The sequence below is a fragment of the Marmoricola sp. Leaf446 genome (assembly GCF_001424755.1).
GTDB lineage: Bacteria > Actinomycetota > Actinomycetes > Propionibacteriales > Nocardioidaceae > Marmoricola.
In genome coordinates this window covers 29,824-45,890 of the sequence record NZ_LMRF01000003.1, presented here as the reverse complement: position 1 = coordinate 45,890, position 16,067 = coordinate 29,824, and the positions used below count along the sequence as shown (strand labels likewise).

Annotated in this window: 18 protein-coding genes; 14 read left to right on the top strand and 4 right to left on the bottom strand. The window is 73.6% G+C overall.

Translation table 11 applies throughout. From position 1 onward, the window contains the following. Nucleotides 1-12 precede the first annotated feature (12 nt). A complete protein-coding gene (locus ASG49_RS10630; protein WP_056541459.1) occupies nucleotides 13-1,044 on the bottom strand; it encodes a hypothetical protein in 1,032 nt (343 codons plus the stop codon). Between the two features lie 36 nt (nucleotides 1,045-1,080). Between ASG49_RS10630 and ASG49_RS19115 the strand changes: the two genes are divergently transcribed. The 6 genes from ASG49_RS19115 to ASG49_RS10600 are packed head-to-tail and all read left to right on the top strand — an operon-like array spanning nucleotide 1,081 to nucleotide 5,810. Then, complete coding sequence (locus ASG49_RS19115; RefSeq protein WP_235562025.1) at nucleotides 1,081-1,455, top strand: (deoxy)nucleoside triphosphate pyrophosphohydrolase; 375 nt, start codon at nucleotides 1,081-1,083, stop codon at nucleotides 1,453-1,455. Then, nucleotides 1,456-1,767: a hypothetical protein gene (locus tag ASG49_RS19110; protein WP_056541456.1), complete on the top strand. Its 312-nt coding sequence runs from the start codon at nucleotides 1,456-1,458 to the stop codon at nucleotides 1,765-1,767. It begins immediately after the preceding gene. A 4-nt stretch (nucleotides 1,768-1,771) separates the two neighbouring features. Beyond that, a complete protein-coding gene (gene mshB, locus ASG49_RS10615) occupies nucleotides 1,772-2,677 on the top strand; it encodes an N-acetyl-1-D-myo-inositol-2-amino-2-deoxy-alpha-D-glucopyranoside deacetylase (protein ID WP_056541453.1) in 906 nt (301 codons plus the stop codon). Nucleotides 2,678-2,679: 2 nt separating this feature from the next. Further along, entirely contained in the window at nucleotides 2,680-4,407 is a 1,728-nt protein-coding gene (locus tag ASG49_RS10610; protein WP_056541450.1) for a VanW family protein, read from the top strand. 15 nt (nucleotides 4,408-4,422) lie between these two features. After that, nucleotides 4,423-5,259 carry a triacylglycerol lipase gene (locus ASG49_RS10605; protein WP_235562024.1) on the top strand — a complete coding sequence of 279 codons (837 nt, stop codon included), beginning with the start codon at nucleotides 4,423-4,425 and terminating at the stop codon, nucleotides 5,257-5,259. After that, nucleotides 5,256-5,810 (top strand): hypothetical protein, encoded by a 555-nt coding sequence (locus ASG49_RS10600; protein ID WP_056541447.1) that lies wholly within the window; start codon nucleotides 5,256-5,258, stop codon nucleotides 5,808-5,810. The genes ASG49_RS10605 and ASG49_RS10600 overlap by 4 nt, the downstream gene beginning before the upstream one ends. Here ASG49_RS10600 and ASG49_RS10595 read toward each other — a convergent pair. Further along, nucleotides 5,792-6,727, bottom strand: a complete 936-nt coding sequence (locus tag ASG49_RS10595; protein WP_082534038.1) for a GNAT family N-acetyltransferase — start codon at nucleotides 6,725-6,727, stop codon at nucleotides 5,792-5,794. The two genes, ASG49_RS10600 and ASG49_RS10595, sit on opposite strands and share 19 nt — an antisense overlap. 133 nt (nucleotides 6,728-6,860) lie before the next feature. Between ASG49_RS10595 and fdxA the strand changes: the two genes are divergently transcribed. The 4 genes from fdxA to ASG49_RS10575 all read left to right on the top strand — a co-directional run bounded on the left by fdxA (nucleotide 6,861) and on the right by ASG49_RS10575 (nucleotide 9,309). Next, entirely contained in the window at nucleotides 6,861-7,184 is a 324-nt protein-coding gene (fdxA, locus tag ASG49_RS10590; protein WP_056541444.1) for a ferredoxin, read from the top strand. After that, nucleotides 7,181-8,287, top strand: a complete 1,107-nt coding sequence (gene dapC / locus ASG49_RS10585) for a succinyldiaminopimelate transaminase (protein ID WP_056541440.1) — start codon at nucleotides 7,181-7,183, stop codon at nucleotides 8,285-8,287. Before fdxA ends, dapC begins: the two co-directional genes overlap by 4 nt. A gap of 153 nt (nucleotides 8,288-8,440) precedes the next feature. Further along, entirely contained in the window at nucleotides 8,441-8,782 is a 342-nt protein-coding gene (locus ASG49_RS10580) for a PadR family transcriptional regulator (RefSeq protein ID WP_200936287.1), read from the top strand. Then, entirely contained in the window at nucleotides 8,779-9,309 is a 531-nt protein-coding gene (locus tag ASG49_RS10575; RefSeq protein ID WP_056541434.1) for a hypothetical protein, read from the top strand. The genes ASG49_RS10580 and ASG49_RS10575 overlap by 4 nt, the downstream gene beginning before the upstream one ends. Before the next feature lie 168 nt (nucleotides 9,310-9,477). Here ASG49_RS10575 and ASG49_RS10570 read toward each other — a convergent pair whose 3' ends face one another. Together ASG49_RS10570 and dapD are read right to left on the bottom strand one after the other, a co-directional pair. Next, nucleotides 9,478-10,320: a hypothetical protein gene (locus tag ASG49_RS10570; protein WP_056541431.1), complete on the bottom strand. Its 843-nt coding sequence runs from the start codon at nucleotides 10,318-10,320 to the stop codon at nucleotides 9,478-9,480. A gap of 18 nt (nucleotides 10,321-10,338) precedes the next feature. Beyond that, on the bottom strand, nucleotides 10,339-11,346 hold the full coding sequence (gene dapD / locus ASG49_RS10565; RefSeq protein WP_082534035.1) for a 2,3,4,5-tetrahydropyridine-2,6-dicarboxylate N-succinyltransferase: 1,008 nt from the start codon (nucleotides 11,344-11,346) through the stop codon (nucleotides 10,339-10,341). Between the two features lie 103 nt (nucleotides 11,347-11,449). Here dapD and ASG49_RS10560 point away from each other — a divergent pair, with 103 nt between their 5' ends. From ASG49_RS10560 to ASG49_RS10545, 4 genes are read left to right on the top strand one after another with little or no spacing between them, the layout of a single operon-like run. Continuing rightward, a complete protein-coding gene (locus tag ASG49_RS10560; protein ID WP_056541428.1) occupies nucleotides 11,450-11,920 on the top strand; it encodes a (2Fe-2S)-binding protein in 471 nt (156 codons plus the stop codon). 1 nt (nucleotide 11,921) lies between these two features. After that, nucleotides 11,922-14,426: a xanthine dehydrogenase family protein molybdopterin-binding subunit gene (locus tag ASG49_RS10555; protein ID WP_056541426.1), complete on the top strand. Its 2,505-nt coding sequence runs from the start codon at nucleotides 11,922-11,924 to the stop codon at nucleotides 14,424-14,426. Continuing rightward, entirely contained in the window at nucleotides 14,423-15,280 is an 858-nt protein-coding gene (locus ASG49_RS10550) for a xanthine dehydrogenase family protein subunit M (protein WP_056541422.1), read from the top strand. The genes ASG49_RS10555 and ASG49_RS10550 overlap by 4 nt, the downstream gene beginning before the upstream one ends. Before the next feature lies 1 nt (nucleotide 15,281). Beyond that, entirely contained in the window at nucleotides 15,282-16,040 is a 759-nt protein-coding gene (locus ASG49_RS10545) for an SRPBCC family protein (RefSeq protein ID WP_056541419.1), read from the top strand. The last annotated feature ends 27 nt before the right edge of the window (nucleotides 16,041-16,067 follow it).

The following is a 16,067-nucleotide window of genomic DNA, read 5'->3' as shown; positions in this document are numbered from 1 at the left end:
GCAGCGCGCCGGTCAGCCCATGTCGACCGTGCCGCGGCGCATCGCGTAGACGTAGCGCCGACCCGGGTGCTCGGTGACCGACCAGAGCAGGTCGAGCTCGGGCCAGTAGGCGATGTCCTCGGGCCCGATCGGCAACGCGCCCGGGAAGCCCCGGAAGCGGCCCGGCCGACCGACGTACAGCGTGCCGTGGCGGAACCGGCCGCGGCTGCTGGTGACGTAGTAGGTGTCGCCGACCACCGCGGCGCCCTGCATCTGCCCCAGGCCGCTGTCGTGCAGCCGCAGCGCCGAGCAGCGACCGTCCTCGGTGGTGCTGAGCAGGTGCGTCTCGGGGTCGAGGGGGAAGTGCGCGATGCGCCGGGTCTGGTCGCTGCCGTGGGCGTACTCGCCGGCCAGCAGCTCCGGCGGGTCGGCGCCGCGGTCGAGCGAGCAGAACGAGTAGCGCATCTCCTCGGTGTCGTCGTCGTGCTCGGCCCGGTAGGCGAAGCGCACCGGGAGCACGTAGCGGTAGCCCAGCGCGTCCTCGAGGTCGTCGACCCGCACGAGGTCGTCGAGGCGGCAGCTGACCAGGCCGCGTCGCGTGCCGGCCACGTGCAGGTAGGGGCCCCACCACACCAGCCCGCCCGCGTGCACCTGCACCGGCTTCAGCCGGGCCCGGCCACGACGGTCCACGACCGGCTCGACCAGGAGCACGTGGCGGTAGCGCAGCGTGTCGAGGTCGACCACGGTGATCCGGCTGCCGTGCTTCTGCCCGTCGACCTCGTGGGCGTACCAGCTCACCACCACCAGCCGGTGCCCCGCGGTCACCGCCGGGTCGTCGGCGTCGGCGGAGGTGGTGATGCCCTGCGGCCACCAGCGGCGGTTGCGCGCGTCGCCGGGCTGCCAGGTCCAGCCCCACTCCACGGCCCGCCCCGGGACGCGCGCGAGCTCGGCCTGCCGGTTCAGGTGCGGCAGCAGCCCCGCGACCCCCACCCGGCGCCCGAGCTGGGAGGCGACGGCCTCGATCTCCTCGACGTTCTCGTCGGTGCGGCGCAGGTGGATGGTCACGGCCCCCAATCTAGGAGCCCGCCTACGATCGTCGGCGTGAGCGTGGTGGGAGTGGCGGTGCGGGCCGGCGGGCGGGTCCTGGCCGCACGGCGTACGGCGCCCGTGGCGCTCGCCGGTCGCTGGGAGCTCCCCGGCGGCAAGGTCGCCCCGGGCGAGACCCAGGAGCAGGCCGGCGTCCGCGAGGTGCGAGAGGAGCTCGGCTGCGAGGTCCGCTGCGTCGGCGTGCTCCCGGGCCGGGTGCCGCTCGACTGGCCCCTGGTGTTGCACGTCGTGGTCGCCGACCTCGTCGACGGCGAGCCGGAGCCCCGCGAGCACGACGCCGTCCGCTGGCTGGCCGCCGACCAGCTCCACGAGGTGGCCTGGCTCGAGGGCGACCGGCCGTTCCTCGATCTGGTGCGGGGGTGGCTCTAGGTGACCGGGGCACGCGGCGTCTTCTTCGACGGCGACGACGCCCGCCTGGCCGCCGAGCGGCTGCGCCGCGACGGCTTCGAGGCCGAGGTGGCCCGCCAGCCGCTGGCCGGCGAGGACGACGACGAGGACCACCCGTGGGTGGTGGTGACCGACGCCCCGGTGGTGATGCTCGAGCTGCTGGTGGAGGCCCACGACGGCTGGCTGGAGGAGGCGGCCGCCCCGCCGCCGCCCGCGCCGCTCGTGCTGCCGCGGGCCCCGCGGCGCCTGCACCGTGACTCCCCGGAGGACCGTCGGGACCCGCGCCTAGGCTGAGGGCATGGACAAGCACCTGCTCCTCGTGCACGCCCACCCCGACGACGAGAGCATCGGGCAGGGCGCCACGATGGCGCGCTACGTCGCCGAGGGCGTCGGCGTCACCCTGGTGACCTGCACCGGTGGCGAGATGGGCGAGATCCTGGTGCCCGAGCTGGAGCACCTCGCGGCCGACTGCGACGACGGCCTCGGCGAGCACCGGCGCGGCGAGCTGGCCAACGCGATGAAAGCCCTCGGCGTCACCGACCACCGCTACCTGGGCGGCTTCGGCCGGTTCCGCGACTCCGGCATGCAGTGGCACGCCGACGGCCACGCCGTGGCCGCCGACGACGTGCCGGTCAACGCGTTCTGGCACGCCGACCTGACCGAGGCGGCCACGCTGCTCGTCGAGGTGATCCGCGAGGTGCGCCCGCAGGTGCTGGTCACCTACGACGAGTTCGGCGGCTACGGCCACCCCGACCACGTGCAGGCCCACCGCGTCGCGACGTACGCCGTGGCGCTGGCCGCCGTCCCCTCCTACCGCCCCGACCTCGGCGAGCACCACGACGTGGCCAAGGTCTACTGGGGCGCGATGTCGGCCGAGAAGGTGCGCGAGGGCCTGCGCGCGCTGCGCGACGCGGGCGACACCACCACCTTCGAGGGCATGGAGCCCGACGGCGACCTGCCGGCGTTCATGGTCCCCGACGCCGCGCTCACCGCGGCGATCGACGCGACCGACTACGCCGCCGCCAAGACCGAGGCGCTCAAGGCCCACCGCACCCAGATCGCCGTGGACGGCCCGTTCTTCGCGCTGTCCAACAACCAGGGCGCCAACATCTGGGGCACCGAGTACTTCCGCATCGCCAAGGGGGCCCCCGCCCCGGGCGAGGCGGGCGCGCTCGAGGACGACCTCTTCGCCGGGCTGGTCTGAGCGTGGCCGATGACACGGCCCGGAGCGGGCCCTCCGGGCGTCGTCGTGCTGCGCTGGGCGGCGTCGGCCTGGTCGGCCTCGTGGCCCTGGTGTGGCTCGGCGTGGGGCTGTGGGGCGGCGACCGGCTTCCCCGGGGCACCTCGGTGGCCGGGGTCGCCGTCGGCGGTCTCGACCGCGACGAGGCACGGGCCCGGCTGGAGTCCGAGCTGGGCGACCGCGCGGCGCGGCAGGTCCGGCTCACCTACGCCGACGGCCGCGCCGAGCCCGTCGACCTGCGCGAGGCGGGCGGACGGCTCGACCTCGAGGACACCCTCGACCGTGCCTCGGCCGGCGCCCGGTTCGCGCCGACGCGGGTGTGGGCGCTGGTCGTCGGCGGCGACGAGCTCGCCCCGACGGTGCGCTTCGACAGCGAGCGGCTCGACGCCACGCTCGACACGCTGACCGAGGGGCTGCGACGTCCCGCCGTGGAGGGCACCGTGCGCTTCCGCGACGGCGAGGCGCGACCCGTGCTCGGTCGGGCCGGCACTGCCGTCGACCGCGACGCCACAGAGCAGCTGCTGCAGGAGCGGTTCCTGCGCGGCGGCCGGGTGCCGCTGCCGGTCGTCGAGGTGGAGCCCGACGTGTCCGACGCCGAGGTGCGGGCCGCGATGCGCGACGTCGCCCGGCCGGCGATGTCGGGCCCGGTCACGCTGGTGCTCGAGGGCCGCGAGCTGCAGGCACCGCCCCGGCTGTTCGGCCGCGGCCTGCGGATGGTCGAGCGCGACGGCGACCTCGTGCCCGAGGTCGACGGGAAGCGCATGATCGAGGCGCTCGCCCCGGTGGTCGCCCAGGTCGGTCGGGCGCCCGTGGACGCGACGGTCGAGATCGTCGACGGCCGGCCGCGCGTCGTACCCTCCCGGCCGGGGCTGGAGCTCGACCCCGCCGAGCTCGAGGAGGGCTTCGTCGAGGCCGCCACGGCCACCGGCGAGGCCCGCCGGCTGCAGGTCGACGGCCGTCGCGCGAAGCCCGACCTCACCACCGCCGAGGCACGCGAGCTCGGGGTGCGCCGCAAGGTCAGCAGCTTCACCACCAACTTCCCCTACGCCGAGTACCGCAACGTCAACCTCGCCCGGGCCGCCGAGCTGATCGACGGCACCCTGCTGCTGCCCGGGGAGACCTTCAGCCTCAACGGCATCGTGGGGGAGCGGACGGCCGAGAACGGTTTCACCGAGGGCTACGTCGTCAGCGACGGCATCTTCCGCAAGGACCTCGGCGGCGGCGTCTCGCAGATCGCCACCACCACCTTCAACGCGATGTTCTTCGCCGGGCTCGAGGACGTCGAGCACAAGCCCCACTCGGTCTACATCGACCGCTACCCCGAGGGCCGCGAGGCGACCGTGGCCTGGCCGACGCTCGACATGGCGTTCGAGAACGACAGCCCCCACGGCGTGCTCGTCACGGCCTCGGTGACCCCGTCCACGCCCAGCAGCCAGGGGTCGGCGACGGTGGAGATGTGGTCGACCAAGCGGTGGGACATCACGTCCCGCACCAGCGACCGCTACGCCTACACCTCGCCCGCGACGCGCACCCTGGACGACGAGGACTGCGAGGAGGCGACCGGCACCAGCGGGTTCAGCGTCGACGTGTTCCGCGACTTCAAGCGGCCCGGTTCTGCCACAGTGCTGCGCACCGAGAAGTTCCACACCGACTACATCCCGGCCGACACGGTCGTCTGCGAGCCGCCGGGCTGAGACCTGGAGGCCGCCGTGCGCCGACCGACGAAGCCGAGCGGGGCGGTGCGCGGCCTGCTGGTCGTGGCGGTCGCGCTCGCCGGGATGCTCGTGACGCTCCCCGCGTCGCCGGCCGCGGCGGCGGCGCCGACCGCGCAGCCCGTCCGCACCGCGGCGGTCAACGACTGGGCCTGCCGGCCGACGGCCGCCCGGCCGACGCCGGTGGTCCTGGTCCACGGCACCTTCGGTGACAGCGCGACCCTGCTGCGGCGGCTCCGCGGCTCGCTCCTGGCGGCGGGGTACTGCGTGTTCTCGATCAACTACGGCCAGCGGGCCACCGCGCCGATCGAGGACTCCGCGGCCGAGCTGCGCGACGTCGTCGACCGGGTGCTCGCCGCCACCGGGGCGCGCAAGGTCTCGCTGGTGGGCCACTCCCAGGGCGGCATGATGCCGCGCTACTACCTGCGCTTCCTGGGCGGTGCGGCCAAGGTCGACGACCTCGTCGGCCTGGCACCGTCCAACCACGGCACCCGCACCCCGCTGCTGCTCACCCCGGGCCTGTCGGTGCTCTGCCCCGCCTGTCGGCAGCAGGCCGCGGGCTCGGTGTTCCTGCAGCGGCTCAACGCCGGTGACGAGACGCCGGGCGCGGTCAGCTACACCACGGTCGTGACGCGGTACGACGAGGTGGTGGTGCCCTACACCTCGGGCTTCCTCGACGGTGCGACCAACGTGGTGGTGCAGCAGAAGTGCCGGGCGCACCTCCCGGGCCACCTGCTGCTGCCCTCGGACGGGGTGGCCGTCCGGGTGGTGCTGCACGCGCTGGACCGTCGTGGGCCGGCCAGCCCGACGTACCAACCGTCGTGCCTGCCGTGAGCGGCCGTTCCGGGTCGGGCGGGCCCGCCGGCGTGCCCTCCGACCCGGCGGGCTTCGCGCGCGCCGGATACCCCGTCGCCGCGGTGTTCCTGGCCGCGATGGTCCTGGGGTTCGGCATCGCCGCCCTGGTGGCCCAGCTGACCGACCCGGTGCGGGTCGACGACGTCGGGTCGTTCGTGTTGCCCGAGGCGGGCGAGGGTCGTGCGGTCTACGTGTCCCAGGACGCGTTCGACCCGCTGGACGAATCGCCCTGCCGTGCCGGTGGTGGCACGCTCGAGGGGGGCAGCGCGATCGCCCTCCCGCGTTCCATCGCGGGGGAGGAGACCCAGGTCGTCGGGCACCTCGGGTCCACCGACGCAGGGGTCCGGGTCACCTGTCCCACCCTGGCGGGCACGCCGGGCTGGCTGGCGCAGCCGGCTGCGTACCGGTGGCTGATGACCGGCATGGCGCTCGTCATGCTCGTGGTGCTGACGGTGATCCGGCTGATCGCCGTGGCGGTGCTGGGTGACGCCGGGCGTGGAGGTCCGGGCCCTCAGGGAGCCGCGAGGTAGAGGTACTGGTGGTGCTCGGCCCAGCCGAGCGCCTCGTAGAGCCCGCGGGCCGCCTCGTTGGACTCCACCACCTGGAGGTAGACCGTGGTCGCGCCCGCCTCCGCGCCCCGCTCCAGCAGCGTGGCCAGCACGGCACGGGAGAGGCCCTGCCCGCGGCGGTCCTCGCGCGTCCAGAGCCCGGAGACGCCGCACCAGTCGCCGTGCACCGTGCCGCGGCCCCGGGCCACGACCTCGCCGGCCTCGTCGCGGACGGTCGCCAGGGTGACGTCGCCGGCCTCCATCACGGCCCGGGCGGCGTCGCCGAAGCGGGCGGCGCGCTCGTCGGTCGCGAGCCAGCCGTCGTCGAGGCGCGTGCTCCCGGCGACCACGACGTCGGGCGCGTCGAGGCGGCGTACGACGCGGGAGAGGGAGGCGAGCATCAGCGACGTCGTCTCGTACGGCGCCCACGCGGCGTCCTCGAACGCGTGCATCTGGGCTGATCCGGGCAGCACGTGCGCCCGGGGGCGGAGCGAGCGGGCGGCGTACCACTGCTCGACGTGGGCGACGGCGTCGTCGAGCGGGCGGTCGGGGTCGGAGACCGCGAGCACGGAGTTGGCCCGCGAGGAGAAGCCGCCCGACGCGCGCAGCAGCCAGCCCCCGAGCTGCTCCTGCTCGGCCGCCGGCCAGCCGGGGGCGGCCAGGTGGTCGGCCCGGGCGGGGTCGAGGCGGTGGTGGACCGACGGCCGCGGCGGCACCGGCTTGCCGGCGACGAGGTCGGCCAGCGGGATTCGCAGGACGTCGCCGGTCTCCCGGCGTACGGCCACGACGCCGTCGCCCCAGGCGACGCACTCGCCCAGGACGTCGGTCATCGCGGGGCCGCCCGAGGGGCCGGCCTCGCCGCGCACCAGCCGCCGCACCACGACGCGGGTCCCGACCACGTGGGGTCCCAGGGTGTGGGCACCGACGGGATCGTCCGACGTGTCGCGAGAGGGTCCGTCCGAGCCAGGCACGAGGGGATACTAGGCTCAGCACCGTCCGATCCCGGACCCCATCGCATGTAGGAGGATCCAGGTGACCTACGTCATCGCCCAGCCCTGTGTGGACCTGAAGGACCGTGCGTGCGTCGACGAGTGCCCCGTCGACTGCATCTACGAGGGCAAGCGGATGCTCTACATCCACCCCGACGAGTGCGTCGACTGCGGTGCCTGCGAGCCGGTGTGCCCGGTCGAGGCCATCTACTACGAGGACGACACCCCCGAGGAGTGGAAGGAGTACTACGACGCCAACGTCCACTTCTTCGACGACCTCGGCTCTCCCGGTGGTGCGGCCAAGATGGGCGAGATCGACAAGGACCACGCCCTGGTCGCCGCGCTGCCGCCCCAGAACCAGGAGTGACGCGCAGCCCCGTCTCCCGTCGGCTCCCGGACTTCCCCTGGGACCAGCTACTGCCGTACGCCGCGACGGCCCGCGCCCACCCGGACGGGGTCGTCGACCTCTCGATCGGCACGCCGGTCGACCCGACGCCCGAGGTGGTGCAGCAGGCGCTGCGTGACGCGGCGGACTCGCCGGGCTACCCGACCACCCTCGGGGTGCCCGAGACCCGCCAGGCGGCGGTCGACTGGCTGGCACGCTCGCACGGCGTGACCGGGCTCGGCCTGGACGGCGTGCTGCCCGTGGTCGGCTCCAAGGAGCTCATCGCCGGGCTGCCGACCCACCTCGGCCTGGGCGCCGGCGACCTCGTGGTCCTGCCCGAGGTCGCCTACCCGACCTACGAGGTCGGCGCCGCGCTGGTCGGCGCCGAGACCCTCGCCACCGACTCGCTGACCGCGATCGGTCCCCGCACCCCGGCGCTGCTGTGGCTGAACTCCCCGTCCAACCCGACGGGTCGCGTGCTGCCGCCCGACCACCTGCGCAAGGTGGTGCAGTGGTGCCGCGAGCGCGGGGTGCTGCTGGTCAGCGACGAGTGCTATCTCGAGTGCACCTGGGAGGGCGAGGCGCTCTCGGTGCTCCACCCCGACATCTGCGGCGGCTCCCACGAGGGGCTGCTGGCGGTGCACTCGCTGTCCAAGCGGTCCAACCTGGCCGGCTACCGCTGCGCCTTCGTGGCCGGCGACCCCGTCGTCGTCGCCGAGCTGCTCGCCGTCCGCAAGAACCTCGGCCTGATGATGCCCGGCCCGCAGCAGCGCGCCATCGTGGCCGCCCTCGACGACGACGACCACGCCCGCGAGCAGCACGCCCGCTACGCCGCGCGCCGCGGCGTGCTGAAGGAGGCGTTGGAGGGCGCGGGCTTCGCGATCAGCCACTCCGAGGCCTCGCTCTACCTCTGGGCCACCCGTGACGAGTCCTGCTGGGACACCGTCGCCTCGCTCGCCGAGCGCGGGATCCTGGTCGCCCCCGGCTCCTTCTACGGCCGCGCCGGGCAGCAGCACGTCCGGGTCGCCTTCACCGCCACCGACGAGCGCATCGCGGCAGCGGCCGAGCGGCTGGCCCGCGGCTGACGCCGTGGCGGTCGCCGGAGGGCGACCGGCTGGTCGCGTCGACGGGCTTCGAGGTCGCTCCGGTCACGCCGGACATCTGCTCCCTCCTGCTCGGGTGAGGTCTGCTTCGTCCGGTACTTGACGATGCCAGGTACTCGGCATCATGATCATCGGGTGGACCTCGACCCGCAGATGCTCAAGGGAGTGCTCGGCATGCTGCTGCTGCGGCTGCTCGACGCCGAGGAGTCCTACGGCTACGCCGTGGTGGTGCGGCTGCGCGAGGCCGGTGTCCTCGGCCTCGCCGAGGGCACGGTCTACCCCGCCCTCACCCGGTTGGAGGGGGCGGGCCACCTCGAGTCCCGGCTCGTGGCCTCGACCTCGGGTCCTGCTCGGAAGTACTACCGCACCACGCCGGCCGGTCGGGAGGCGCTCGCGACCCGCGAGGCGTCCTGGCGGCTGCTCCGCGCCGCCGTGGACCGCGTCGGCACCGTCCCCGATCCGGAGGTCCTCCGATGAAGCTCCTCGACCGTGCCCGCCTGGGCCTCTACGTCCAGCGCTACGACTTCTGGCTCGACGTCGCCGACGTACGCCGTCGCCGGCGCCGGGCGCTGCGACACGAGCTGCGCGCCAACCTGCACGACGCCGCGCACGACGTGGGCGCCGCCGTGGCGGTGGCCAACCTCGGCTCGCCGCGCACGCTGGCCCGCGAGACCGTCGGTGAGGCAGCCGGCCGCCCGGCACGTCCGCACTGGACCGCAGGCGGTCAGTGGGCGGTGGCCACCTTCGTGGTGCTCCTGCTGCTGTGGACGCTCTCGCTGCTCGCGTTCCTCGACGGCGTGCAGGCCACCGGTGCGACGGGCACGGTGACCGGCTCGGTCTTCCCGTGGGGCGGCACCGTCGAGGCGCGGGTCGGTCGGGGGCTGCAGGTCTCCGCGTCCGTCCCGGTGACCGTCTGGGTGCTGACCCTCGTCGCCTTCGTCGTCGGCTCCCGGGCCTGGGTGCTCCTCACCCGCCGCGGGGAGCACCTCACGCCGGTCGGGTGAGGTCGGCCCGCACGCCGCGGCGTACGACGGCGGTGGCGGTTTCCCAGGTGATGAACCGAAACCGGGTCCTCGCACACCGCGCGTCGTGTGTGAAGAGGCAGGTCGGGTTCATCACCTGGGAAACCGGACGCGCCGACCCGCCGACCCAGAGCGAGACGTACGCCGCGCCTAGCCCAGCCGCACGACGACCGAGCGCGGGCCGGCGACACCGTCGGCGTCGACCCAGCCGGCCTCGGAGTCGTCCCCGCTGCGCCACCGGCGTCCGCCGTGCTCGACCTCGACCGGTGCGAGGTCGCCGGCGTGGGCCAGGACGAACTGGGCCACCGCCCAGCCGCGCCGGGCGCCCGCCTCGTCGCCGGAGACCCGCACGGTGACGTCGCGACGGGGACCGACGGCGGTGTCCAGGCCGCCGAAGGCCTGCTCGAGGGTGCGCACCACCCGTGCCGCGCGGCCGGGGGACTCGGGCTCGCGCACCACGCAGCTGAACCGGCCGCCGCCGCTGTAGCCGGTCAGCACGGACGCCAGCGCGCGGGCGTCCGCGGCGTGGTCCTGGTAGGCCTCGGGGAAGCCGGAGCGCTGCACCCGCTGCGCCGCCTCGGTGATCCGCATCCGCTGGTAGCCGTCGATCTTCTCCAGTGCGTCGTAGAACGCGTTGATCGCGTAGTACTCGTCCTGCACCTGCTCGGCGGTGCCCCAGCCCTGCGAGGGCCGTTGCTGGAACAGCCCGAGCGAGTCGCGGTCGCCGTAGTCGATGTTGACGATCTTGCTCTCCTGGTAGGCCGTGGCCAGGGCGATCGACACCGCGCGGGCGGGGAGGCCACGGCGTACGCCGACCGCCGCGATCAGCGTCGCGTTGCGCGCCTGCTCCGGTGACAGCTCGACGCGCAGGCCGTCGAGCTCGGCGGCGCAGCCCTCGGGGTCGGGAAGCGGCCCCGAGCCGCGCCAGGTCGCCACGCCGACGCCCACCACGACGGCGAGCACCACGAGGAGGACCAGGGTGGGCAGGCGCACGACGGGAGCAGGGAGGGGCTAGTTGGCGTGGAGGGCGTCGTTGAGCGTGATGCCGTGCCCCGAGCGCGGCACCGCCTCGACGGCGCCGGTGACCGAGTTGCGGCGGAACAGCACGCCGTCGCTGCCGGAGAGCTCGAGCGCCTTGACGACGGTCGGCTCCTCGCCGGGCCGGACCAGCGTGACCTTGGTGCCGGCGGTGACGTAGCAGCCCGCCTCGACGACGCAGTCGTCGCCGAGCGAGATCCCGATGCCGGCGTTGGCGCCGAGCAGGCAGCGCTCGCCCAACGAGATCACCTGGGTGCCGCCGCCCGAGAGCGTGCCCATGATCGAGGCGCCGCCCCCGACGTCGGAGCCGTCGCCGACCACGACGCCGGCGCTGATGCGGCCCTCGACCATCGAGGACCCGAGCGTGCCGGCGTTGTAGTTGACGAAGCCCTCATGCATCACGGTGGTGCCGGCGGCGAGGTGGGCGCCGAGCCGGACGCGGTCGGCGTCGGCGATGCGGACGCCGCTGGGCACGACGTAGTCGGTCATCCGGGGGAACTTGTCGATCCCGATCACCTGGACGTGGCCGAGGGCGCGCAGGCCGACCCGGACGTCCTCGAAGCCCTCGACGGCACAGGGCCCGGCGCTGGTCCACACCACGTTGGCGAGCCTGCCGAAGACGCCCTCGAAGGACAGCCCGTGGGGCCGGACCAGGCGGTGGGAGAGCAGGTGGAGCCGCAGGTAGGCGTCGGCGGCGTCGGCCGGGGCGGCCGCGAGCTCGACCTCGGTGGTGACGACCTCGGTGCGGACCCGGCGCTCGGGGTGCTCCCCGGCCAGCGCGGCCAGCGCGGCCGGCACCTCGGAGGCGGCGTCGGCGGGTGCCCGGCCCAGGGCGGGGGAGGGGTACCACGTGTCCAGGACGGTGCCGTCGGCGGCGACCGTGGCGACCCCGTGGCCCCAGGCCCAGGAGGTGTCGGCGGCGGGGTCGGAGGGGGCCCCGCCGGTGTGGTCGTCGGGGCCGTCGGCGGGGTGCTGGGACATGCGCGCCAGGCTACCGGCCACCAACCTTTGTCCAACCACGGAGACCTAGCGTGAGCGCCGTCACACGACGTCTGTGCTCACCTGTCCCGAGGAGTCCTCACACATGACCAGGATCGAACTCAAGGTCGACGGCGCGACCGTCTCCGACGACGTCGAGCCGCGGATGCTGCTGGTGCAGTACCTCCGCGAGAAGCTCGGCAAGACCGGCACCGTCATCGGGTGCGACACCAGCAACTGCGGTGCCTGCACCGTCCACCTCGACGGGCGCAGCGTGAAGTCGTGCAACGTGCTCGCCGTCCAGGCCGACGGCGCCGAGGTGACCACCATCGAGGGCCTCGCCACCGACGGCGAGCTCCACCCCGTGCAGGCGGCCTTCCACGAGTGCCACGCGCTCCAGTGCGGCTTCTGCACCCCCGGCATGATCATGCAGTCCGTGGACCTGCTCAAGGACAACCCGAACCCCTCCGAGGCGGAGATCCGGGTCGGCATCGAGGGCAACCTGTGTCGCTGCACCGGCTACCACAACATCGTCAAGGCCGTGCAGACCGCGGCCGGCCAGAAGACGGAGGCCTGAGATGACCGCCACCCAGGACGCCCCCACCACCGAGCCCCGCCTCGAGATCGGTCGCGACCGCCGCCGCAAGGAGGACCAGCGCCTCATCACCGGCCGCACCAAGTGGACCGACAACATCCAGATCAACGGCATGCTGCACCTCGCGATGGTGCGCAGCCCCTTCGCCCACGCCAAGATCACCAACATCGACGTCTCGGAGGCCAAGGCCTCGCGCAACGTGGTCGACGTGCTGACCGGCGCCGACCTGGCCGAGACCCAGGGCGTGCTCATCAACGCCTGGCCGATCACCCCCGACCAGGTCACCCCGACCCACCTGCCGGTCCCGGCCGACCGGGTCAGCTTCGCCGGGGAGATCGTGGCGGTGGTCGTGGCGCGCTCGCAGGCCGAGGCCCGTGACGCCGCCGAGCTCGTCGACGTCGACTACGAGGAGCTGCCCGCGGCGCTCGACCTCAAGGAGGCGGCCGCCGACACCGTGCTCGCCCACCCCGACCTCGGCACCAACAAGTCGGCGCTGTGGAAGTTCGACTCGGCCGAGGCCGGCACCGGCGGCGACGTCGAGGAGGCGATCAGCAAGGCCCGCGAGGGCGGCGTCGTCATCGAGCGCGAGTTCCGCCAGCAGCGCCTGATCCCCGCCTTCATGGAGCCCCGCTCGACCGTGGTCGACCCCACCGGCGAGCAGCTGACGATGTGGTCGGCGACCCAGATCCCGCACATCCTGCGCTTCGCGCTCGCCGCGACCACCGGCATGCCGGAGTCGAAGATCCGCGTCATCGCCCCCGACGTGGGCGGCGGGTTCGGCGGCAAGCTGCAGACCACCCCCGAGGAGTGGATCACCGTCGCGGTCGCGCGGCGCACGGGCAAGCCGGTGAAGTTCACCGAGACCCGCTCGGAGTCGCTGATGTCGGCCCACCACGGCCGCGACCAGTGGCAGAAGCTGACCCTGGCCGCCGAGAAGGACGGCACCGTCACCGGCCTCAAGGTCGAGCTGCTCGCCGACCTCGGCTCCTACGTCAGCCTCGTCGGCGGCGGCGTCCCGGTGCTCGGCGCGTTCATGTTCAACGCGATCTACAAGTTCCCGGCCTACCACTTCGCCTGCCAGACGGTGCTGACCAACAAGACCTGGACCGACGCCTACCGCGGCGCCGGCCGGCCCGAGGCCACCTTCGGCATCGAGCGGATCATGGACGAGCTCGCCCTCGAGCTCGGCGTGGACCCGCTCGAGGTCCGCGAGAAGAACTGGATCAAGGCCGAGGAGTTCCCCTTCACCACGGTCGCCGGCCTGGAGTACGACTCCGGCAACTACGAGGCCGCCACCGCCAAGGCCAAGGAGATGTTCGGCTACGACGAGCTCCGCGCCGAGCAGAAGCAGCGCCGCGAGTCCGGCGACAAGGTGCAGCTCGGCATCGGCGTCTCGACCTTCACCGAGATGTGCGGCCTCGCCCCCAGCCGGGTGCTCGGCTCGCTCGACTACGGGGCCGGCGGCTGGGAGCACGCCTCGGTGCGGATGCTCGCGACCGGCAAGGTCGAGATCGTCACCGGCGCCAGCGCCCACGGCCAGGGCCACGAGACGGCGTTCAGCCAGATCGTCGCCGACCGGCTCGGCGTGCCCTTCGAGGACGTCGAGGTGCTGCACGGCGACACCCAGGTGGCCGCCAAGGGCCTCGACACCTACGGCTCGCGCTCGCTCGTCGTCGGCGGCGAGGCGCTGGTCAAGGCCACCGACAAGGTCGTCGAGAAGGCCAAGCCGGTCGCGGCCCACCTGCTCGAGGCCAACGTCGAGGACATCGAGTTCAAGGCGGGCAGCTTCGGCGTCCGCGGCACCGACGCCGCCGTCTCCATCCAGGACGTCGCCGGCGCCGTGTTCGTCGCGCACAACCTGCCCGACGGCATGGAGCCCTCGCTGGACTCCGACGCGACCTACGACCCGATCAACTTCAACTACCCCCACGGCACGCACCTGTGCGCCATGGAGGTGGACACCGAGACCGGTCAGGTCAAGATGCGCAAGTACACCTGCGTGGACGACATCGGCAACGTCATCAACCCGCTCATCGTCGAGGGCCAGGTCCACGGCGGCCTCGTGCAGGGCATCGCCCAGGCGCTGTGGGAGGAGGCGGTGTACGACGACTCCGGGACCCTGGTCTCCGCGTCGTTCGTGGACTACCTCGTGCCGACGGCCGCCGACACGATCAACTACGACGTGGGCCACAACACCACGCCGTCGCTGACCAACACGCTGGGCACCAAGGGCGTCGGCGAGGCGGGCACCATCGCCTCGACGCCGGCCGTGGTCAACTCCGTGCTCGACGCGATCCGCCAGTTCGGCGTCAAGGACATCCAGATGCCGTGCACGCCCGAGCGGGTGTGGAAGGCGATCCAGGACGGCACCGCCGGCGCCACCGAGGACACCGTGGGGGCCGCGGCCGCCCACTTCGACCCCGCCACCGACGGTGAGGGCCAGTCCCAGCGCCACGACGGCAACAGCAGCGAAGGAGCAGGTCAGTGATCCCCACCCAGTTCGCCTACGTGGCACCCACGTCGGTCGAGGAGGCCCTCGCGGCGCTGGCCGAGCACGGTGACGAGGCCAAGATCCTGGCCGGGGGGCAGTCGCTGCTCCCCGTGCTCCGGATGCGCCTCAACGCCCCCGAGGTCGTCATCGACATCGGCAAGATCGACTCGCTGCGGGAGATCCGCGACGAGGGCGACACGATCAGCATCGGCGCGATGGCGACGTACGCACAGATCCTGGGCGACGCCGGCATACGGGACAGCCTGAGCCTGCTGCACAAGGCCATCACCGAGGTGGCCGACCCGCAGATCCGGCACCGCGGCACCCTCGGTGGCGCGCTCGTGCACGCCGACCCCGCGGGCGACTGCGGGGCACCCACCCTGGCGCTGGAGGCCGACCTGGTCATCCAGGGCCCGGGCGGGGAGCGCACGGTGGCGGCGACGGAGTTCTTCGAGGACCTCTTCACCACCGCCGTCGGCGAGGACGAGATCCTCACCGCGATCCGGTTCCGCAAGCACGACGGCTGGGGCTCGCACTACGAGAAGTTCGTGCGCGTGGCCCACCAGTGGCCGATCGTGTCGGTGGCCGCCTCGGTCAAGGTCGAGGGCGGCACCATCAGCGAGGCCCGGCTCGGCCTGGTCAACATGGGCTCCACCGCCCTGCGGGCCACGGCGACCGAGCAGGCGCTGGTGGGTCAGCCGGCGACCGAGGACGGCGTCCGCGCCGCGTGCGACCTGGCGGCGGAGGGCACCAACCCGCCCTCGGACCTCAACGGCGACGCGGCGTACCGCTCGCACCTCGCCACGGTGCTCACCCGCCGTGCGGTGCTCAAGGCGGCAGGCTCGAGCTGACATGGACCTCAAGCACGAGTTCACGGTCCCGGCCACGCTCCAGGAGACGTGGGACGCCTTCAACGACATCGCCAGCGTGGGGGAGTGCTTCCCCGGCGCGCAGGTGACCTCGGTCGAGGGCGACACGTTCAAGGGCACGGTCAAGGTCAAGCTCGGCCCGATCGCCCTGGTCTACAGCGGCACCGGCACGTTCCTGGAGAAGGACGAGTCGGCGCGCACGATGAAGATCGAGGCCAAGGGCAAGGACAAGCGCGGCAACGGCACCGCCGGCGCCGACGTGCTAGCCCGGATGAGCGACGTGGGCGGCGGGTCCACCCGGGTCGAGGTCACCACCGACCTCAACATCACCGGCAAGCCCGCGCAGTTCGGTCGCGGCGTCATCCAGGACGTCAGCGACAAGCTGCTCGGCCAGTTCACCGCCTGCCTCGAGCAGAAGGTGGGCGCCCCCGCCGGCCCGGTCTCCGAGCCGGAGCCGCCGGCAGGTGCGGCCGACCCCGCTCCGGCCACGCCGGCCTCGGCCGGTGCGGGCGACCGTCCCGAGGAGGAGCGGGTCAGCAACATCCGCCGGCTCGCCTCCAGCGACGGGGGCACGGCCGCGGCCCCGGCGGCGGCGTCGGGGGGCTCGGGCAGCAACGACGACGCCCTCGACCTGGGGGCCACGGTGCTCCCGGTGCTGGCCAGGCTGTACTGGAAGCAGGCCCTCGGCGGTGTCGTGGTGCTGTGGGTCCTGTCCAAGCTGCTGGGTCGCCGGTCGTCCTAGTCACGGGGGGCGGGTGGTCACGACCAC